Genomic DNA, 18,313 nt, shown 5'->3' with positions numbered 1-18,313 from the left:
GAACCGACGCCGCATAAACCGCGGCTGATTTACTTTTTGCCCGTCTGGCGGCAAGATCCGGCATAATGCACCGCTGTCGCAGGACGGCCGTGTCACCGGCAATCGTGACAGCGAACCATTCGACAGGAAAACGCATGAAGCCAAAACAAGCGGACATTCTCCGCCACGCCAGCACGCTGTTTAATCGCGAAGGATATCAGTCGCCCAGCATCGAGCGGATTGCTGAACATGCTGGCATCTCCAAAATGACCTTCTACCGCTATTACGCCGATAAAGAGGCGCTCATTCTGGCTATCCTCAAGCAGAAAGAGAGCGAATTTATGCAGGATTTGGCGCAGATCACCGCGGATAAAGCCAGCGCGCGGGAAAAGCTGTTCGCCGTGTTCGACTACTACCATCGCTGGTTTACCTGCGAAACGTTCCACGGCTGCATGTTTACCCGCGCGCTGTTTGAATATGGCGCGTCATCGCCGGCGATCCGGGAGCAATGCTCCCGATTTAAGTCGCTCCTCTGGCAGTTCTTCCGCGATATCCTCCTGCAGGTGTTAAAACCGGAACCTGCCGAGCGGGTGGCCATGATGATGGTGATGCTCATCGATGGCGCCATCGCCGCCCAGCAGGCCGAGTCCGCCGAATGCCGGGAGATCCCGCCAGGGGTGACCGCCTGGAGCGCGGCCAAAGCGCTTATTTACTCAGAAGGCGGTACGCTGTGAGATGATAAGCTGCCGCCCAGCGACTGCAGGGCCGCCAGCAGACCATCATAGTAATCGTTGCAGGTTTGCAGACGCAGCGCGGCGCCAAAGAAGACCTCCTCCATCGCCGCCGGATGTTTTTTGCCAATCGGCACAATCACATTGTTCAGCCAGCCATCCGCATGACCGATGTCGACCGTGATATGTTCGGCATAGTAATGCACGTCGCGCTCGGAAAGCCCAATCCGCCGACAGCCCGCCACCAGTTTTTCATACTGCGGCGGGTCGAGCAGCTCGGTCATGGCCATCACGCCCAGTGATTTGTAGTAATGCTGACGGTTAACGCCGCCCAGCATAAAGGCGTTATACCCGGCCAGCCCCTGCCACTCGTACAAATGGGCAAAATGATTGTCCGGCAAAGCGATATTCCGCCGCTTCAGTAAATCCTTGTACAAATTGACGTGGGTGATCTCAGTGCTGCCCTGGCCTATCTCATCCCACAGATTTTGCGCAATCTCAGCGCGGGTTTCCGGCAGCGAGCCCACCAGCCCCATCGCCACCAGATCGAAGAAAAGCAGATTGAGGGCGCTGTCGCTTTTGAAGAAATAGTCGATTTGCGCCGCAGAGGCCTCGCTGGCAAGGAAATCGAACAGCGGATGATGAGACGCCGGGTGCTGCTGGCATAAGGCGCGCAGTTCGTCGACGATATTGCCGGCGTTAAGCATTGGTCTCTGGTGGTGGAAGCGTTTGCATTCCGCCCGCAGCCACTCAGACTCGATGTAATTTCTGATCCCGGAAAGCAGCGGATGAAACTGATTGGCAGCCGCTGGCGAGAGCGGGTCGGCAAGCCAGGACTGATAGAGAATGAACAGCGCGTGGTGCGCACGCTTTTTGGCCTGTGGATCGTCAGCGGAGAAGGCGCGGATGCAGGTATTCTCAGTGAGATGCCAGGCTCTGTCGGCCACCAGCGGGTTGGCCGTCAGCTTCAGCGACAGCGCGTTGCTGTGCAGAAGCTGGTCAATTAACTCATCCAGCGCCAGCCTGGCCATCACCGCGGTCTGGTCGCTTCCAATCACCCCATTATCTGTGTTACGCATGATTTATCCCTGTGAAATACATGGCTACTATACGGTATAGTACCGTCCATAATGCGGCAACGTAAATTTCACACGTGCTTTCAATTTACTGATTATCAAAGAATTTAAATGAATACAATAAAAACCACTAAAATATTATTGATATTATAAAAACAATAACATTACCATTCAGTACAGTGACAAACGACACAAGGAACCATCATGCCTTATCTGTTACTGACGCTGGCGGCTCTGTTCTGGGGCGGGAATTATGTTGTCGGGCACGTGCTGGTGCAGGGCGTGGATCCGATCCTGATGACCGAAGCGCGCTGGGCGCTGACGGCGCTGCTGCTGGGCCTGCTCTACCGACGGCAAATCGTCGGCAGTCGCCACCTGCTGCGGGCAAACGCCCCGGCGGTGGTGGTGCTCACCCTCTGTGGCCAGGTCAGCTTCCCGCTTACGCTCTATATTGGCCTGCAAACCACCTCCGCGCTCAACGCCGCCATCTATATGTCCGCCACGCCGAGCATGGTGCTGTTGATTAACCGGCTGATTTTCCGCGACCCGGTATCAGGGCGTAACTGGCTCGGAGTGGCTTTTAGCACCCTCGGCGTGATGATCCTCTTATTTCAGGGAAATCCGCTGCACGCCGCCTCTCTGCACACCTTTGCCATCGGCGACCTGTGGGCGATGGGGTCGGCGCTGAGCTGGGCGCTCTACTGTTCGCTGTTACGTCTGAAGGACCGCCGTATCCCGGCGAATGGCTTTGTCGCCGTCAGCTCGCTGCTCGGCGCCCTGATCCTGCTGCCAATCGTCATCTTCTGGCTGATGCGCCACCCGGCGCAGGACTCGGCAGCCTGGCGCGAGCCGTTTTTCCTCAGCGGCCTGGCGTATCTGGTAATTTTCCCATCGTGGCTGGCCTATTTGTTCTGGAACAAAGGTATCGCCACCATTGGCGCCACGCGGGGCGAAATTTACACCCACATCATCCCTCTCTCCGGCGGGGTGTTGAGCATCCTCTTCCTGCATACTCAACCGCAGGCCTGGCATCTGTTTAGCGCGCTGTTTATCATGCTGGGGATTGTCATTTGCTCCCTGGAAAAACGCCAGGCGGCCGGGCGCCTGTCGACACCCGGTCACAGAGGTTAACGGCTGGTGGAGAGCGGCTGGTGATGTCCCGCTCCTGCGGATTGGATCACCCGGCCTTCGCGACCAAAAAAGGTCAGGACGGTAATGACAATCGCCACCGTCCCGGCCACCAGGGCCATTGCCAGGCCGTAGTTATGCTCATGATGCTGGGCGATTGATGCCTGGAGAGTGGCATTCACCGAAGCCAGCAAATTACCCAGCTGGTAGACGAAGCCGGGCAGCACCGCCCGGGTGTTGGCCGGGACCAGTTCATTGAGCCAGGTGGGGATCACCCCCCAGGCCCCCTGAACCATAAACTGCATCAGGAACGCCCCCGCCCCCAGCGCCAGCGAGCCGCTGGCGAAAGCCCACAGTGGAATGACCGGCAGCGCCAGCAGGGCGGCGATCATAATCGCTTTGCGTCGGCCAATCTTCTCCGACAGCGAACCGAAGAACACTCCACCAATGATCGAGGCGATGTTATAGCAGACCGCGATGATGCTGACCGTTTTAGGCTCGAAGCCGTGCTGAACTTTCAAAAAGACCGGGTAAAGATCCTGCGTCCCGTGAGAGAAGAAGTTGAAAGCCGCCATCAGCACCACCAGGTACAGGCACAGCTTCCAGTGGCTACGCAGTACCGGCAGCAGGGCCGTACTCTCTTTATTCTGCCTGGCCGCCTGCCAAACCGGAGACTCCTCGACGCAGAAATAGATAAACGGCAGCAGCAGCACCGGCGCGGCGCCAATGACAAACATCCCGCGCCAGCCGAGTTGTTCAAACAGCAGCCCGTAGGCGACGGCCGCCAGCAAATAGCCGAAGGGGTATCCCGCCTGGAACAGGCCGGACATCAGGCCGCGCGAGCGGTCGGGGATCGTCTCCATCGCCAGCGAAGAGGCCACGCCCCAGATCCCGCCCATCGCCACGCCGTACAGCACCCGCAGCAGGAAAAACAGCATCAACGACGGCGCGGCGGCGGAGAGCAGCTCAAAAGCCGAGAAGAACACAATGTTGAGCATCAGGATTGGTTTGCGACCAAACTTCTCCGCCGCCCTGCCGAAAATTAGCGCGCCGACGGGCCGCACGGCCAGAGTCAGCAGAATCGCCAGGGTGACCTCCTCAAGGTCGACATGAAACGAGTGGGCGATATCGCTCAGTAAAAAAACTAACAGGAAAAAGTCGAAAGCATCGAGCGTCCAGCTTAAAAAACTGGCTATCGCCGCATTACGCTGTCGTGAGGTCCAGCCGTGCATCTTGTCATCCCTATCCCGACGGCATTGCCGGGAGTGTGCGCGGCGTCCAGCAGAGCGAGCTGGGGTCACCGCTTGTGTAAATTGTTTGTATAGAAAGTTGCTCTTTTGTTAATTACACCCCTTTTACGACAATCGGCAAGTTTATTAGCATGCTAATTTGTTTCAAATTGCGTGTTCCCCTCACCGGTTCGGCAATTTTCGACCAGAATTAAAACCAGGTTCGCTTAAGCGAAGCGTCATCAATGCCGCATCTGCCCACAGGAAGGGAGAGAATCATGAAGAGAATTGCCATCGTCGGCGTGGGGCCGACGGGGATTTACACCTTTTATGAACTGGTGAAGCGCGGTGAGCCGCTGGCCATCACCCTGTTTGAAAAAGAGGCGCAGGCCGGGGTGGGTATGCCCTACAGTGACGATAATACCGCGGCGCAGATGCTGGCCAATATTGCCAGCATTGAGATCCCCCCCATCGACCTGACCTACCTGCAATGGCTGCAGCAGCAAAGCGATGACTGGCTGGCGGCGCGCGGGCTTGAACGGCACGCCCTGCATGAGCGCCAGTTTCTGCCGCGGGTGATCCTCGGCGAATACTATCGCGACCGTTTTCTGTACCTCGTTGAGCGGGCCCGGGACGTCGGCTTTGTGATTAGCGTTTGTGAATCCTGTGAAGTCACGGATATTGCGGTTCAGCCCACCGGGATCGCCATCCACACCGATAGTGCAGCAGACCCGGTAATTGTCGACCTGGTGGCGATTGCCACCGGCCATCTGTGGCCTGAAGAAGAGCGCGCCAGCCGACAGTACTTCCCCAGCCCGTGGACCGGCCTGATGGAGGCCCGCATTGCCCCCTGTCGGGTGGGGATCCTTGGGACTTCATTAAGCGCGATTGATGCCGCCGTGGCGGTAGTGGCCCGCCACGGCGTTTTCCATACCGAGGACGACAAAACGACCCATTTTTCCCTCCATCCAGGCAGCGAAGCGCTGGAGATCACCCTGATGTCACGCCACGGCGTGCTGCCGGAGGCCGATTTTTACTGCCCGATCCCGTGGGAGCCGCTGGAGATTGCCACTCCCGCCGCCCTCGAAGCGGCCATTGCGGAGGGTAGCGACGCTCTGTTAGATCGGATTTTTGAGCTGATCGTTAAAGAGCTGGAATATGCCGCCCCCGACTGGAGCGAGGCGATCGGGCTTCGTCAGCTGACGCCTGACAGTATCGCCGACGCCTGGTTTGCCGACCGCCTCACCCATGACCCCTTTCAGTGGGCGCAGCGCAATCTGCAGGAGGTGGAGCGCAATAAGCGCGAACACCACACGGTGCCCTGGCGCTATGCCATTCTGCGCCTGCATGAGGCGATTGAAACCGTGGTGCCGCAGTTCAACGACGCGGACAGCCGTCGCTTCCGCCAGGGCCTCGCTCGGGTATTTATCGATAACTACGCCGCCATTCCGCCGGAGTCGATACGTCGGCTGCTGGCCTTGCACCGGGCTGGCATTCTGCGGATCCTGACGCTGGGCGAAGATTATGAGCTGCAGCGGGAGCCTGACCGGACGCTGATTGTTCATCATCGTCAGCGCTGCGAATTCGATGTCTTTATCGATGCCCGCGGACAAAAAGCGCTGAAAACCCGGGATCTGCCCTTCCCTTCACTGCGCCAGCAGCTGCTGGCCTGCGGCGACGACATTCCGGACGTCGGTGATGACTACACGCTGCAGGCGCCGGAGACAGTGCGCGGCCGGGTCGCCTTCGGCGCCCTTCCCTGGCTGATGCACGATCGCCCCTTTGTGCAGGGGCTGACGGCCAGCGCCGAGATTGGCAGCGCTATGGCCCGCGCCGTGTCGCAGCAGGCCGCCGGCCGACGGCGCCGTCTCTGGTATATCGAATAGCGGAGCGCTTAAGCGCAATATCCGAATACTGGGGGGGTGAACAGGCGTGCTATAAACAGCAACTGTCCGTCCCCTGCACGACCACGTTTAACATTTACGAGGTATTCATGAGTCATCTTTTTAGCGCGACGCGAATTGGTCAACTCACCCTTGATAACCGTATCGTTATCGCCCCGATGTGTCAGTACTCCGCCGACGAGGGTAAGGCGACCTCCTGGCACCGGATCCATCTTGGCCAACTGGCTTTCTCCGGCGCCGGCCTGTTAATTCTGGAAGCCACGGCGGTAGAGCCTGCGGGGCGTATCTCCCCGGGGGATCTGGGGCTGTGGGATGATGAAACCGAAAACGCCCTGCGCGGCGTAGTCGAAGATATTCGGGCCTGGTCGCCGATCCGTCTGGGGATCCAGCTGGGTCATGCCGGACGCAAAGCATCCTGCGCCGCCCCCTGGCAGGGAGGCCATCAGCTGGCGCTCAACGATGGTGGCTGGCAGACCGTCGCCCCTTCCGCCGTGGCGTTTCACGATGGCGATCGCGCCCCCGCTGAACTGAGCCATGCCGATATGGCGCGCATCAAAGCGGCCTTCGTCGCCAGCGCGCTGCGCGCCCAGCGGCTGGGCTTTGAGCTGATTGAACTGCACGCCGCCCACGGCTATCTGCTGCACCAGTTTCTCTCGCCGCTCAGCAACCAGCGCCGCGACGAGTACGGCGGTTCGCTGGAGAATCGAATGCGCTATCCGCTGGAAGTCTTTAAGGCGATCCGCGAGGCAGTGGGCAACACCATGGCGGTGGGCGTCAGGCTGTCGGCTACCGACTGGGTCGAAGGCGGCTGGGACTGCGAGCAGTCCATTAAGTTTAGCCAGCAGCTGGAAACGCTGGGCAGTGACTATATTCACGTCTCCAGCGGCGGTTTGTCGCCGCAGCAGGCGATCGCCGTTGGGCCGGGATACCAGTTGCCTTTCGCCCGCGACATTCGCCAGCAGGTAGCCATCCCGGTGATTGGCGTGGGGCTGATCACCGACCCGCAGCAGGCGGAAGCGGCGCTGGAGAATGGCGATGCCGACCTGATCGCCCTCGCCCGCGCGGTACTCTACGATCCGCACTGGCCGTGGCACGCAGCGGCCAGCCTTGGCGCCCAGGTCCGTGTGCCGTCGCAGTATTTGCGCTCGGAGCCGCACGGCCTGAAAGGCACCCTGCTGCCAAACCGTTGAACCCACGGCGGGCATAAAAAAGGGGTATCGTAAGATACCCCTGAGCAGGATGTTATTGCGGTCCATGTGCCGGGCGGCGGCGACGCCTTGCCCGGCCTACAAAAGGGCGATACCCGGTAATTGCGCAGCCAACCCGCCCCCTGCGTAGGCCGCGCAAGCGCAGCGCCGCCGGGCAATCTATCAGGCTCCGCTCCCTATATTTCCGGGCGGCGGGTCAGACAAACACCGCGAGTTACTGCTGTGCGGCAGGCGGTGCGGCGTTCTGTTTATCCTTCGCGATACTGTCCTGGATGGCTTTGGTTTTGCTCGCCGCTTCAGCCGAGAGCTGATTGGCGTCACCGATGGCGTTGTCTTTGATCTGACCCGCCTCTTTGACTATACGGTCACTTTCCTGCTTTGCGTTCTGCTTCACCGCATCGGCCTGGGCTTTCGCCTGCTGGGCGATGGCGTCCGCCTTCTTGTCCGCCTCGGCCTTGATGGCGCTGGCCTGATCCTTCAGGCGATCGGCCTCGGCGTCAGCCTGGCTTTTCAGCGTATCGATTTGCTTATCCGCATCCTGTTTAATTGCCTGCGCTTTATCCGCCGCGGCATCCTTCATCTGCTCCGCATTATCTTTAGCCTTATCCAGTTTGTTATCAACTTTCGACGCATCGTCGCAGCCAAACAGGGTCAGGCACAGGGCGGAAGCGAGTAGTGTTTTATTCCAGAGTTTCATCAGCATTCCCTTACAGGTTAAGTCGTTATCCAGCTTTGTGATTCGTTGCATTAATAGCATTCACATTTTATATATAAACGCTCAGCCGATAGAGTCAAGGCGACAGCGCCGATTGTCAGTCCAGGGTCGCTACCAGCCCCTGCAGCCAGTCGGCAAAGACCCGAACCTTATGCGAGAGATGCCGGTGCGGATAGAGCAGCGACAACGGTCGACGCGGCGCCGGAAAGTCCGGCAAAACTTCCACCAGTTGCCCGCTGTCGATATAAGGTTGCAAAAAGAAACGCATCCCCTGCAGCATCCCCAGCCCCGCCAGCCCGGCAGCAGTAAAGACTTCAGAGTTGTCCAGCACCAGTTTACCGGGAATGGCGATCTGCCTGATGCCCTCCGGGGTCTGGAATCGCCAGGGCATAATCTGCCGGCTGCTGCTGTTCACCCAGTTCACCGCCAGATGCGACTGCAGGTCCTCCAGCGTCGCGGGCGCCCCATAGCGCGCCAGATAGCCCGGACTGGCGCAGGTGGTTAACGCCACCTCCCCCAGTGAACGCGCCACATAGTCGCCATCCTCAAGATCCCCCACCCGCAGCAGGCAATCCAGACCATCGCGCAGCATATCCCGGCGTACGTCGGAGCTGCTGAGGACAATCTCCACCTCCGGATGGGCCTGATAAAAATCCGGCAGATGCGGGATCACCAGCAGCCGGGCAAAGGCGATCGGCATATCAACGCGCAGCTGACCGCGGATCGGCCGGTCCGGCGCGAACGACTCCAGCAGATCGTCGGCCTGGGAGAGCAACGGTTTGCTGCGACGATAAAACTCTTCCCCCTCCGGCGTAAGATACAGACGCCGGGTGGTGCGCTGCAGCAGCCGGACCCCGCTCTCCTGCTCCAGCTGCTGCAGTGCTTTGGTCACCGCCGGTCGGTGGATCTGCAAATTTTCCGCCGCCTGGGCAAAGCTGCCGGCATCGACGATTTCAATAAAAATTTTAATATTTTCAAACAGATTCATTTGCATGATGACCCGCCTCCCACCTCTTCATCAGTTCACATTATTACTAATTTAATAACAGTGATGAAAGTTTTTGCTCATTTTTTAAAACAATAAAGACGCCTACACTGCCCTCATTGCCGCATCGCTGGGGCGAACAAATTTATAACTTATTAACATACAAGGAAAAATAGCATGCAACCTAACCGCGTCGCCCGCATTCTGGGTATTGAAAAACCGGTGGTCCAGGGGCCCCTCTCCTGGCTAACCGATGCTCGTCTGGTGGCGGCCGTCGGCAACGCCGGTGGGCTTGGCGTGCTGGGCCCGAACGCCGGACTGACGGCGGCAACCGCCGTCTCCACCCCGGAGGCCACCGCCGAGAAAATGCGCGAAGAGATCCGCAAAACCAAACAGCTGACGGAGAAACCCTTTGGCGTCAACCTGATCCCGACGGCGGAAAATGACATCTGGACGCCGGCGATCCTCCCGGTGATCAAAGAGGAAGGGGTTAAGGTGGTGGTCTACACCGGCTACGGCGACGGTTCGTTAAAACCGGCGCTGTTCGACGAACTGAAAGCCGCCGGGATCACCATTATCTATCGTGACATCAACCCGACGCCGGAGAACAGCCGCCGCGCGGAGCAGGCCGGAGCGGATATTATTGTCGCCACCGGCTTTGACGAAGGCGGCACGCTGCCGGGTACCGCCCTCGGGACCTTCACCATCGTCCCGCTGATCGTCGACGCGGTACAGCGGGTTCCGGTGATGGCCGCCGGAGGGATCACCGACGCCCGGGGCGCGCGCGCCGTTCATGCCCTGGGGGCGGAGGGCGTCTTCGCCGGTTCGGTATTTATCAGCACCATCGAAAGCCGGGTTCCCGACTCGGTGAAAGCGAAAATTGTGGCCGCCAACGGTCTGGATCTGCGCCTGTTCCGTACCCTGCCGGACTACTACCGCGCGCTGCCCGGCAAACTGAGCGACACACTGGTAGCCATGGACCGGGCCGGCGCCTCAAAAGCCGAGCTGGCCCAGGCGATGGGCGGGCTGCGCGGGATGCGGCTGGGCATGCTGGAGGGGAATACTGATGAGGGATATATCTCGGTGGGCGCGGGGATCGGCAACATCCATGCCATCACCTCCGTCGCCGAGGTGGTCAATCAGCTGGCGGTATGAAGCCGCCAGCCGGGGCACGGTAACCGCCGCGATCAGGCGTCAGCCACCTTCTCTACCGCCCGGGAGAACGCGTCGATAGCCAGCCCGACGTCGGCGGCGGTGACCGACTCCGCCGGGTGATGGCTGACGCCCCCCAGGCAACGCACAAACAGCATGGCCGATGGCCAGCGCTCGGCGATGGCGATGGCGTCATGCCCTGCGCCGCTCGGCAGCGTCAGCGAACGGCCCTGCACCGCCACCACCGCCTCGCTCAGCACCGCCTGCAGGTGACTGTCGCAGGCGGTGGCGGCGATGCGATAATACTCCTCGGCGGCGAAACTCAGCTGGCGGCGCCCGGCAATGGCCTGCGCCTGCCCCAGCAGTTCCTCCAGCAGCGCCGTCAGCGGCGCATCCTGCGGGCCGCGAATATCCAGCGTCAGCTGCACCTCGCCCGGTATCACGTTTACCGCGCCCGGCGCACAGCGCAGGGTGCCGACCGTCGCCACCAGGTTACCGCCGTGCTGCCGGGTCAGGTTTTCCACCTGCATCATCCATTCCGCCGCCGCGGCGAGGGCGTCCTTGCGATGAAGCATCGGCACCGTGCCGGCATGGCCAGCTTCGCCGGTAAAGCGGCAGTTCAGCCGTCTGGCGCCATTAATCGCCTCCACCACGCCGAGCGCCAGCCCCGCCTGCTCCAGGCACGGCCCCTGCTCGATATGCAGTTCCAGATAGGCGGCGATATCCCGCGGGTGACGGGCCGCGTGGGCGATCCGCGCCGGATCGAGTCCGGCATTCACCAGCGCCTGGGCGACGCTCACCCCGTCGGAATCGCACTGTGACAGCCAGCTTTCAGGCCAGGTGCCGGTGACGCCGCGACTGCCGAGCAGGGTGATGCCAAAGCGGGTGCCCTCTTCATCGCCAAAGCCGACGATCTCGATTGCCTTCGCCAGCCGTCGCCCCTGCTGGTGCAGACGCTGGACCACCTCAATCGCCGCCAGCACGCCGAGCATGCCGTCGTAGCGTCCGGCGTTGCGCACGGTGTCAAGATGAGAGCCCAGCAGCACCGCCGGCGCCCCCTCCTGTTGTCCTTCATAACGTCCGCAGATGTTGCCGACGCTGTCCTGCCACACCATCATGCCGGCAGCCTGCATCCACTGCCCCACCAGCTGGTTGGCCTGCAGATGCTCGGGCGACAGATAGACCCGGGTCAGGGCATCGGCGGTTTCGCTGAGGGCGGCCAGCCGATCGGCACGCGCCATCACCCGGCTGGCGGCCGCCTCTCTCTCCGCCTGCTGGCGGACGGTGTCACTCATAGGGTGGCCTCGGTGCGGTAGTGATCCCAGGCCGCCTGCATCGCCGCGCCCTGGGTGGTGGTGAACCTGAGGTAGTTCAGGACCGCTTCCAGCGCGCTGAGCGTCTGCATCACGCAGTCTTTACGCGCGTTATAGCCCATGGTGCCAATGCGCCAGACTTTACCGTGCAGCGGACCAAACGAGGTGCCAATTTCAATGCCGAAATCTTCCAGCATCAGTTTGCGTACCTGATCGCCGTTGACCCCGTTGGGGATCACCACCCCCAGCACGTTATTCATTTTGTGCCGCAGGTCGCCAAAGGTCTCGAGCCCCATCGCCTGGATGCCCTTCAGCAGCGCATCGCCGTGCAGTTTGTGGCGGGCGATGCCGTTGTCGAGTCCCTCCTGGAGGATCAGGCGCGCGCACTCCCGGGCGGCGAACAGCGCCGAGGTCGCTTCGGTATGGTGGTTAAGGCGCTCCGGCCCCCAGTAATCCATCACCATGCCGAGATCGAAATAGTTGGAGTAGATCATCTCGTCGACGCCATCGTGATGGGCATCGGTGCGGATCCCCTGCTCAATGCAGCGGCGGCGGCGGATGACCTCTTCCATCCGCGGGCTGAGGGTGATGGGCGAGGTGCCGGAAGGACCGCCCAGGCACTTCTGCATCCCGGCGGACACGGCGTCCAGCTGCCAGGCGTCGGTTTCCAGCGGGTTACCGCCGAGCGACGCGGTGGCGTCGGTATAGAACAGCACATCGTGACGACGGCAAATCTCTCCCAGCTCCGCCAGCGGCTGCAGCATGGTGGTGGAGGTATCGCCCTGCACGGTGAGCAGCAGGCGCGGCCGCACGCGCTTGATCGCATCCTCAACCTGATCCGGCGTAAAGACCTCACCCCACGGCACCTCGATGGTGTGCACCTCTGCCCGGCAGCGACGCGCGATCTCGCACAGCAGATGACCAAACCGGCCGAACACCGGCACCAGCACCTTGTCACCGGGACGGATCGCCGACAGCAGAATCGCTTCGATCCCGGCGCGCGAGGTGCCGTCGACCAACATCGTCCAGCGATTTTCGGTGCGAAACACGCCGCGGTAGAGCGCCATGACTTCATTCATGTAGTGGGTCATCGCCGGATCGTACTGGCCAACCAGCTGGCTCGACATGGCGCGCAGCACGCGCGGGTCGGCATTGATCGGCCCCGGCCCCATCAGCAGGCGCTGCGGCGGGTTAATTTGCGAAAACTGAGTGATATCCATCTGCCATTCCTTACGTTAGTTAAGACCGCGCACCGAGGAGATAAACTGTTTCAGTTCGCTGGTCTGCGGGCTGGCGAACAGCGTTTTGCTGTCGCCCTGCTCCCAGACGCGTCCCTGATGCATAAACACCACGCGGTCGCCCACTTCGCGGGCAAAATTCATTTCATGGGTGACGAGGATCAGCGTCATACCTTCCGCCGCCAGTTGCTCCAGCACCTTCAGCACTTCACCCACCAGTTCCGGGTCGAGCGCCGAGGTGATTTCGTCACAGAGTAAAACTTTCGGCGACATGGCCAGCGCCCGGGCAATGGCCACGCGCTGCTGTTGGCCGCCGGAGAGATTGGCCGGATAGTAATCCAGACGGTCGCCAAGACCGACCTTCTCCAGCATCCGCTGCGCCAGCTCCCGGCATTCGGCCTGGGACTTCTTCAGTACCCGCCGCGGAGCCAGCATGACGTTCTCCAGCGCCGTCATGTGCGGGAACAGGTTAAAGTTCTGGAACACCATGCCGATGGAGCGGCTGATCTCCCGGGCCTGGGAATCGCGGTTGGTGATGGTCATGCCCCCGAGCTTGATGCTTCCCTCCTGGTAGCCCTCCAGACCATTGATACAGCGCAGCAGGGTGCTTTTACCCGAGCCGCTGCGGCCGATGATCGAGATCACTTCCCCCATGTCGATATCCAGATCGACGCCCTTCAACACATGGTTGTCGCCGTAGTACTTCTGCATCTGATTAATGGTGATGAGAGGCATTGAATTTGTTCTCCAGATAGCGGCTGTAGCGGGACAGCGGATAGCACAGAATGAAATAGCCCAGCGCCACAAGGGCAAACACTTTAAACGGCTGATAAGTGACGTTGGTCAGCATCGTCCCGGCCTTGGTCAGCTCCACAAAGCCGATAATCGATGCCAGCGCCGTGCCTTTGATCACCTGTACGGCAAAGCCCACCGTCGGCGCGATGGCAATGCGCAGCGCTTGCGGCGCCACCACCCGGTACAGGGTCTGGCCGAAGCTCAGCCCGAGACAGCGCGAGGCTTCCCACTGGCCTTTCGGCAGCGCGCGAATGCTGCCGAACCAGATATCCAGCAGAAAGGCGCTGGTGTAGAGCGTCAGGGCGACCGAGGCGGCGGTCCACGCCGAGACGTCAACGCCGAACAGCGCCACGCCAAAGAATGCCAGAAACAGCTGCATCAGCAGCGGCGTGCCCTGGAACAGCTCAATATACCCGCGGATCAGCCGTTTCACCTGGCGTCCGCCGGTGAGGCGCAGCAGCAGTAACGGTAAGGTCACCAGCGCCCCGCCGGTGAACGCGACCAGCGACAGCAGCACCGTCCAGCGACCGGCCAGCAGCAGGTTGCGGATAATGTCCCAGTCAGTAAAAGTGGTCATCAGGCCTGTACCCCCAGCCATTTACGCCCCGCCGCCATCAGCAGCTGGCGCATCGCTATCGATAACGCTAAGTAGATCCCGGTGGTTACCAGATAGACCTCAAAGCTCAAAAATGTCCGCGACTGGATCAGGTTGGCGGCGAAGGTCAGCTCCTCATAGGAGACCTGCGACACCACTGACGAGCCGAGCATCACAATGATGCACTGGCTGACCAGCGCCGGATAAATCCGCTGCAGCGCCGGGGGCAGTACGACGCGAACGAAGGTTTGCGTCCGGCTAAGCCCGAGCACGCGACCGGCTTCCCACTGGCCCTTCGGCGTCACCTGAATGCCGGCGCGGACGATCTCGGTGCTGTAGGCGCCGAGGTTAACAACCATCGCCAGCAGCGCCGCTTCACCGGCGGTCATCTTCAGTCCCAGGTTCGGTAAACCAAAGACGATAAAAAAGAGCTGCACCACAAACGGCGTATTACGGATGATTTCCACATATCCGCCCCATACCCGGCTGAGCATTCCCGGGCGACCGCTGCGGATCGCCGCCCCAAGGATGCCGATCGCCAGTCCGCCGATCGTCGCCAGCACCGTCAACTGCACCGTCACCCACAGGCCGGCCAGCAGCTCCGGCCAGTGCGGCCAGAGCTCAGAGAAATGAAGTTGCTCCGTCATCCCCAGACCTTACGCGCCGAGGCTGGCAGGCAGTGGCGCTTTCAGCCACTTCTCAGACAGACCGTTGAGGGTGCCGTCCTTAATGCCCTGCTCGATGAGGGTATCCACTTTTGCCTTCAGCGCCGGTTCGTTCTTTTTCAGACCGATAAAGCACGGCGAGTCCTTCAGCATAAAGCTCGGGACCGGCGCTTTGTCGGCGTTCTGCCGGGAGATAGCCGCCACCACCAGGTTTCCGGTGGCGACATACTGCACCTGACCGGACAGGTAAGCCGACAGCGTAGTGTTATTGTCCTCGTAGCGCTTAATCTGCGCCGCCTGCGGCGCCACGCTGGTCAGCACCATATCTTCCACCGCCCCACGGGTCACGCCGATGCTTTTGCCGCTCAGCGCGGCCGCGTCCTTCAGCTCCGCCCCTTTCGGGCCAAACACCCCGAGGAAGAACGGGGCGTAGGCGCGGCTGAAGTCGATCACCTTCTCGCGCTCGGCGTTCTTGCCGAGGCTGGAGATCACCAGGTCCACCTTATCGGTCTGCAGATACGGCACGCGGTTGGCGCTGGTCACCGGGACCAGCTGCAGCTTGAGCTTCATCGATTTCGCCAGATAGCGCGCCATATCGATGTCATACCCCTGCGGCTGCAGGTCGGTACCCACCGAGCCGAACGGTGGAAAGTCCTGGGGTACGGCAATGCGGATGACGCCGCGTTTTTCAATATCCTGGAGCTGGTCAGCCTGCGCGGCAGAAACAGACGATAGGAGACAAGCGGCCCCGGCCAGCGCGATCAACAGTTTCTTCATGATGTTTACCCGTTACGTTAGCATGAAACAAAAGATTCTTTGAATCTGTTTTTGCAACTAATGTGCCAGATACGGACGAGGCGAGGGTTGGCGAGGAATTAAAACAAAAAGTGAGAAAGGACAAGCGTTAACGGAAAAGTGTTCAGAGAGCGGCGGCGCCATCACGTGGTTTTTATTGCACCATAATAATGCACAGCACCACGCTGGCGCCCCATCAGCGTTGTTCCAGCTCGTCCAGCTGCTGGTAAAGCGTGGCGATATCGTGGATGCGCGGACGACCGCTGTCGAGCGTTTCATGGAGAAAGGCATTAGCCAGCAGATTAATCAGGCTGTTGACCGAGGCATAGCTATCGTAGGCGGAGACGCTGTCCAGCGGCGCGCAGAGCTGCCAGCGGGAGAGCGGAAACAGGCTGTGGGCCTGCGGCTCGCACATTAACAGGACCGGCACCCCGTCGCGCTGCAGCTGCTGCAGCAGCGGGCGTACTATTCGCGGCCGGCGGCGAAACGCCATCATTACCACCAGATCATCGGCGGTCAGATCGACCAGCTCTTCGCTGAGACTCTGACCCGGCTGGGGCAGCACCAGCACCTGGCCGCGGGCCTGCAGCAGCTGCTGGCGTAGATGCAGCGCCGCCGGATAGGCGTTGCGCATGCCAATCACCACAATGCGGCGGGCGGCCACCATCGCCGTCAGCGCCTCAGCGAACTGGCGGGCGTCGAGGGCGTTGACCCACTGGGTGAGGTTTGCCATCTCCTGCTTATAATGGCGCGCCAGCAGCGTGTTACCCTGCACCGCGTCGCGCTGGTCGGTGAGCGGCATCCCGCTCTGACGCAGAGTGCGCAGTTCATCGCGCATATCCTTATATTTGTCGTAACCGAGGCGCTTGAACAGCCGGCTGACGGTGGCTTTCGACACGCCGCTCAGCTGCGCCAGCTCGGCGCTGTTGTAGCTTATCAGGTCGTCAAAGTGGTCAAAGATGAAATCCGCCACCCGCTGCTCCTGCGGCGACAGCGAGGCGTATTGCCCTTTCAGTCGTTCATCGAGTTGTTGCATAGCGCCCCTGTAACTTTCGTTTCATCATCCATTCCTCATCATACTGTATCTGCTATGCCTTACACATAGCGTGCCAGTGGGAAAATTCTGGTCATCGTTTTTATCAATGAAACGAAACGTTCAGAGATGGAACAGCTTTTGCAGTGTTCTGCGGGTGATTCGTTCAGAAAGGATAATTTATGCACAGTAGCAACGTTTCGACCCACGGCATGGCGGTGGCCCCCCACCACCTCGCCAGTCAGAGCGCGCTGGCGATCCTGCGCGAGGGCGGCAGCGCCATTGAAGCGATGGTGGCTGCCGCGGCGGCCATCGCCGTCGTCTATCCCCATATGAATGGCCTCGGCGGCGATGGCTTCTGGCTGATCGTGCCGCCTGAGGGAGACCCAATCGCCATTGACGCCAGCGGGGCCGCCGGATCGCTGGCGACCCTCGAGGCCTACGCCGGACAGCGGCATATTCCCCACCGGGGAGCTCAGGCCGCGCTGACCGTCGCCGGCACCGTCAGCGGCTGGGACGAGGCGCTGCGTATTTCACGGGACTTAACCGGCCGCGCGCTGCCGGTGGCCCGCCTGCTGGCCGATGCGATCGGCTATGCCGAAGACGGCATTCCGGTCACTGCCTCGCAGGCCCACGCCACCGCCAGCAAACTGGAAGAGCTGCGCCATCAGCCGGGCTTCAGCGAAACCTGGCTGGTCGCGGGCGAGGCCCCGCGGCCCGGCAGCCGCTTCCGCCAGCCCGCCCTCGCCGGTACCCTGCGCATGCTGGCCAGCGACGGTCTCGACAGCTTTTATCGCGGGCCGCTGGCCGAGCGTCTGGCGCAGGGTATGGCCGCGCTGGGGATGCCTGTCACCCTCCGCGACCTGCAGGCCCACCGCGCCCGGCGTCCGGCGCCGCTGACGCTCCAGCACCAGCAGGGCACGCTGTGGAATCTTGCGCCGCCGACGCAGGGACTGGTGTCGCTGGCGATCCTTGGCATCACCGACCGCCTGAACATGGCCGATGCCGACGACGCGCAAACGGTGCACCGTATTGTCGAAGCCACCAAGCGGGCATTTGCCCTGCGCGATGCGCATATCACCGATCCACGCCATCTGGATGTGGATGTACAGCAGTTGCTCACCCCGGAAGCCCTGCAGCCGCTGGCCGACAGCATCGACGACGCCAGCGCTTCCCCCTGGGGCCGCGGCAAAGGCCCGGGCGATACCGTCTGGATGGGCGTCGTGGATAACAGCGGACTGGCAGTGTCATTTATTCAGAGTATTTATCACGAGTTCGGCAGCGGCGTGGTGCTCCCGGACACCGGGATCGTCTGGCAAAACCGCGGGGCGGCCTTCAGCCTCGATCCGCAGCATCTCCTGGCGCTGGCCCCTGGCAAACAGCCATTCCACACCCTCAACCCTGCCGCCGCGCGCCTGAACGATGGCCGGGTGATGGTCTATGGCTCGATGGGCGGCGACGGTCAGCCGCAAACGCAGGCGGCGCTGTTTACCCGCTATATCCTGCAGGGGGTGCCGTTGCAGGAGAGCATCTCCCGTCCGCGCTGGCTGCTGGGCCGCACCTGGGGCCAGTCCTCCGACTCACTGAAGCTGGAGGGACGCTTTGCCCCCGCCTGTATCGCTCGCCTGCGCGAGCTGGGGCATGACGTAGAAGTGCTGGCCGATTTCAGCGAAGCGATGGGCCACGCCGGGGCCATTGTCCGCCATCCCAACGGTCTGCTTGAAGGGGCGACCGATCCACGCAGCAACGGCGCCGCCGCCGGGTACTAAGGA

Annotated in this window: 17 protein-coding genes; 6 read left to right on the top strand and 11 right to left on the bottom strand. The window is 61.2% G+C overall.

Annotation, left to right across the window (positions count from 1 at the left end; all coding sequences use genetic code 11):
• The first annotated feature begins 134 nt into the window (after positions 1 to 134).
• Positions 135 to 713, top strand: a complete 579-nt coding sequence (locus tag KB892_RS11855; RefSeq protein WP_004199932.1) for a TetR/AcrR family transcriptional regulator — start codon at positions 135 to 137, stop codon at positions 711 to 713.
• Here the strand turns inward: KB892_RS11855 and KB892_RS11850 are convergent.
• A complete protein-coding gene (locus tag KB892_RS11850) occupies positions 689 to 1,789 on the bottom strand; it encodes an iron-containing redox enzyme family protein (RefSeq protein ID WP_004199934.1) in 1,101 nt (366 codons plus the stop codon). The two genes, KB892_RS11855 and KB892_RS11850, sit on opposite strands and share 25 nt — an antisense overlap.
• A gap of 201 nt (positions 1,790 to 1,990) precedes the next feature.
• Between KB892_RS11850 and KB892_RS11845 the strand changes: the two genes are divergently transcribed.
• Positions 1,991 to 2,917, top strand: coding sequence for a DMT family transporter (locus KB892_RS11845; RefSeq protein WP_004199936.1), 927 nt, complete (start codon positions 1,991 to 1,993; stop codon positions 2,915 to 2,917).
• Here the strand turns inward: KB892_RS11845 and KB892_RS11840 are convergent.
• Entirely contained in the window at positions 2,914 to 4,146 is a 1,233-nt protein-coding gene (locus KB892_RS11840; RefSeq protein ID WP_004199937.1) for an MFS transporter, read from the bottom strand. The two genes, KB892_RS11845 and KB892_RS11840, sit on opposite strands and share 4 nt — an antisense overlap.
• A gap of 275 nt (positions 4,147 to 4,421) precedes the next feature.
• Between KB892_RS11840 and KB892_RS11835 the strand changes: the two genes are divergently transcribed.
• Both KB892_RS11835 and KB892_RS11830 read left to right on the top strand, forming a co-directional pair.
• The gene (locus tag KB892_RS11835; protein WP_004184114.1) at positions 4,422 to 6,029 is read left to right on the top strand and encodes an FAD-NAD(P)-binding protein; all 1,608 of its coding nucleotides are present in this window, start codon (positions 4,422 to 4,424) and stop codon (positions 6,027 to 6,029) included.
• A gap of 107 nt (positions 6,030 to 6,136) precedes the next feature.
• Positions 6,137 to 7,237, top strand: coding sequence for an NADH:flavin oxidoreductase/NADH oxidase (locus KB892_RS11830; protein WP_004199939.1), 1,101 nt, complete (start codon positions 6,137 to 6,139; stop codon positions 7,235 to 7,237).
• Between the two features lie 232 nt (positions 7,238 to 7,469).
• Here the strand turns inward: KB892_RS11830 and KB892_RS11825 are convergent, their stop codons facing one another.
• The gene (locus tag KB892_RS11825) at positions 7,470 to 8,003 is read right to left on the bottom strand and encodes a hypothetical protein (RefSeq protein WP_004179939.1); all 534 of its coding nucleotides are present in this window, start codon (positions 8,001 to 8,003) and stop codon (positions 7,470 to 7,472) included.
• 64 nt (positions 8,004 to 8,067) lie between these two features.
• Entirely contained in the window at positions 8,068 to 8,958 is an 891-nt protein-coding gene (locus tag KB892_RS11820) for a LysR family transcriptional regulator (protein WP_004218747.1), read from the bottom strand.
• A gap of 174 nt (positions 8,959 to 9,132) precedes the next feature.
• On the opposite strand from KB892_RS11820, the gene KB892_RS11815 reads away from it, so the two are divergent.
• A complete protein-coding gene (locus KB892_RS11815) occupies positions 9,133 to 10,110 on the top strand; it encodes an NAD(P)H-dependent flavin oxidoreductase (protein WP_002905232.1) in 978 nt (325 codons plus the stop codon).
• A gap of 32 nt (positions 10,111 to 10,142) precedes the next feature.
• Here KB892_RS11815 and hpxK read toward each other — a convergent pair whose 3' ends face one another.
• The 7 genes from hpxK to hpxU all read right to left on the bottom strand — a co-directional run bounded on the left by hpxK (position 10,143) and on the right by hpxU (position 16,544).
• Positions 10,143 to 11,402: an allantoate amidohydrolase gene (gene hpxK, locus KB892_RS11810; RefSeq protein ID WP_004148417.1), complete on the bottom strand. Its 1,260-nt coding sequence runs from the start codon at positions 11,400 to 11,402 to the stop codon at positions 10,143 to 10,145.
• Positions 11,399 to 12,640 (bottom strand): pyridoxal-phosphate-dependent aminotransferase family protein, encoded by a 1,242-nt coding sequence (locus KB892_RS11805; RefSeq protein ID WP_004179945.1) that lies wholly within the window; start codon positions 12,638 to 12,640, stop codon positions 11,399 to 11,401. Before KB892_RS11805 ends, hpxK begins: the two co-directional genes overlap by 4 nt.
• Before the next feature lie 15 nt (positions 12,641 to 12,655).
• Positions 12,656 to 13,393 carry an amino acid ABC transporter ATP-binding protein gene (locus KB892_RS11800; protein WP_004143660.1) on the bottom strand — a complete coding sequence of 246 codons (738 nt, stop codon included), beginning with the start codon at positions 13,391 to 13,393 and terminating at the stop codon, positions 12,656 to 12,658.
• The gene (locus KB892_RS11795) at positions 13,374 to 14,030 is read right to left on the bottom strand and encodes an amino acid ABC transporter permease (protein WP_004176118.1); all 657 of its coding nucleotides are present in this window, start codon (positions 14,028 to 14,030) and stop codon (positions 13,374 to 13,376) included. The genes KB892_RS11800 and KB892_RS11795 overlap by 20 nt, the downstream gene beginning before the upstream one ends.
• Positions 14,030 to 14,695 (bottom strand): amino acid ABC transporter permease, encoded by a 666-nt coding sequence (locus tag KB892_RS11790; RefSeq protein WP_004176117.1) that lies wholly within the window; start codon positions 14,693 to 14,695, stop codon positions 14,030 to 14,032. The genes KB892_RS11795 and KB892_RS11790 overlap by 1 nt, the downstream gene beginning before the upstream one ends.
• Positions 14,696 to 14,704: 9 nt before the next feature.
• Complete coding sequence (locus KB892_RS11785; protein ID WP_004143665.1) at positions 14,705 to 15,490, bottom strand: transporter substrate-binding domain-containing protein; 786 nt, start codon at positions 15,488 to 15,490, stop codon at positions 14,705 to 14,707.
• 214 nt (positions 15,491 to 15,704) lie between these two features.
• A complete protein-coding gene (hpxU, locus tag KB892_RS11780) occupies positions 15,705 to 16,544 on the bottom strand; it encodes a MurR/RpiR family transcriptional regulator HpxU (RefSeq protein ID WP_004176115.1) in 840 nt (279 codons plus the stop codon).
• Between the two features lie 179 nt (positions 16,545 to 16,723).
• Between hpxU and hpxW the strand changes: the two genes are divergently transcribed.
• Positions 16,724 to 18,310 (top strand): oxamate amidohydrolase, encoded by a 1,587-nt coding sequence (hpxW, locus tag KB892_RS11775; protein ID WP_004199943.1) that lies wholly within the window; start codon positions 16,724 to 16,726, stop codon positions 18,308 to 18,310.
• Positions 18,311 to 18,313: the final 3 nt, after the last annotated feature.

It is taken from the genome of Klebsiella sp. P1927, assembly GCF_018204675.1.
Lineage (GTDB): Bacteria > Pseudomonadota > Gammaproteobacteria > Enterobacterales > Enterobacteriaceae > Klebsiella > Klebsiella pneumoniae.
This window is presented reverse-complemented; position numbering and strand designations above follow the sequence as displayed.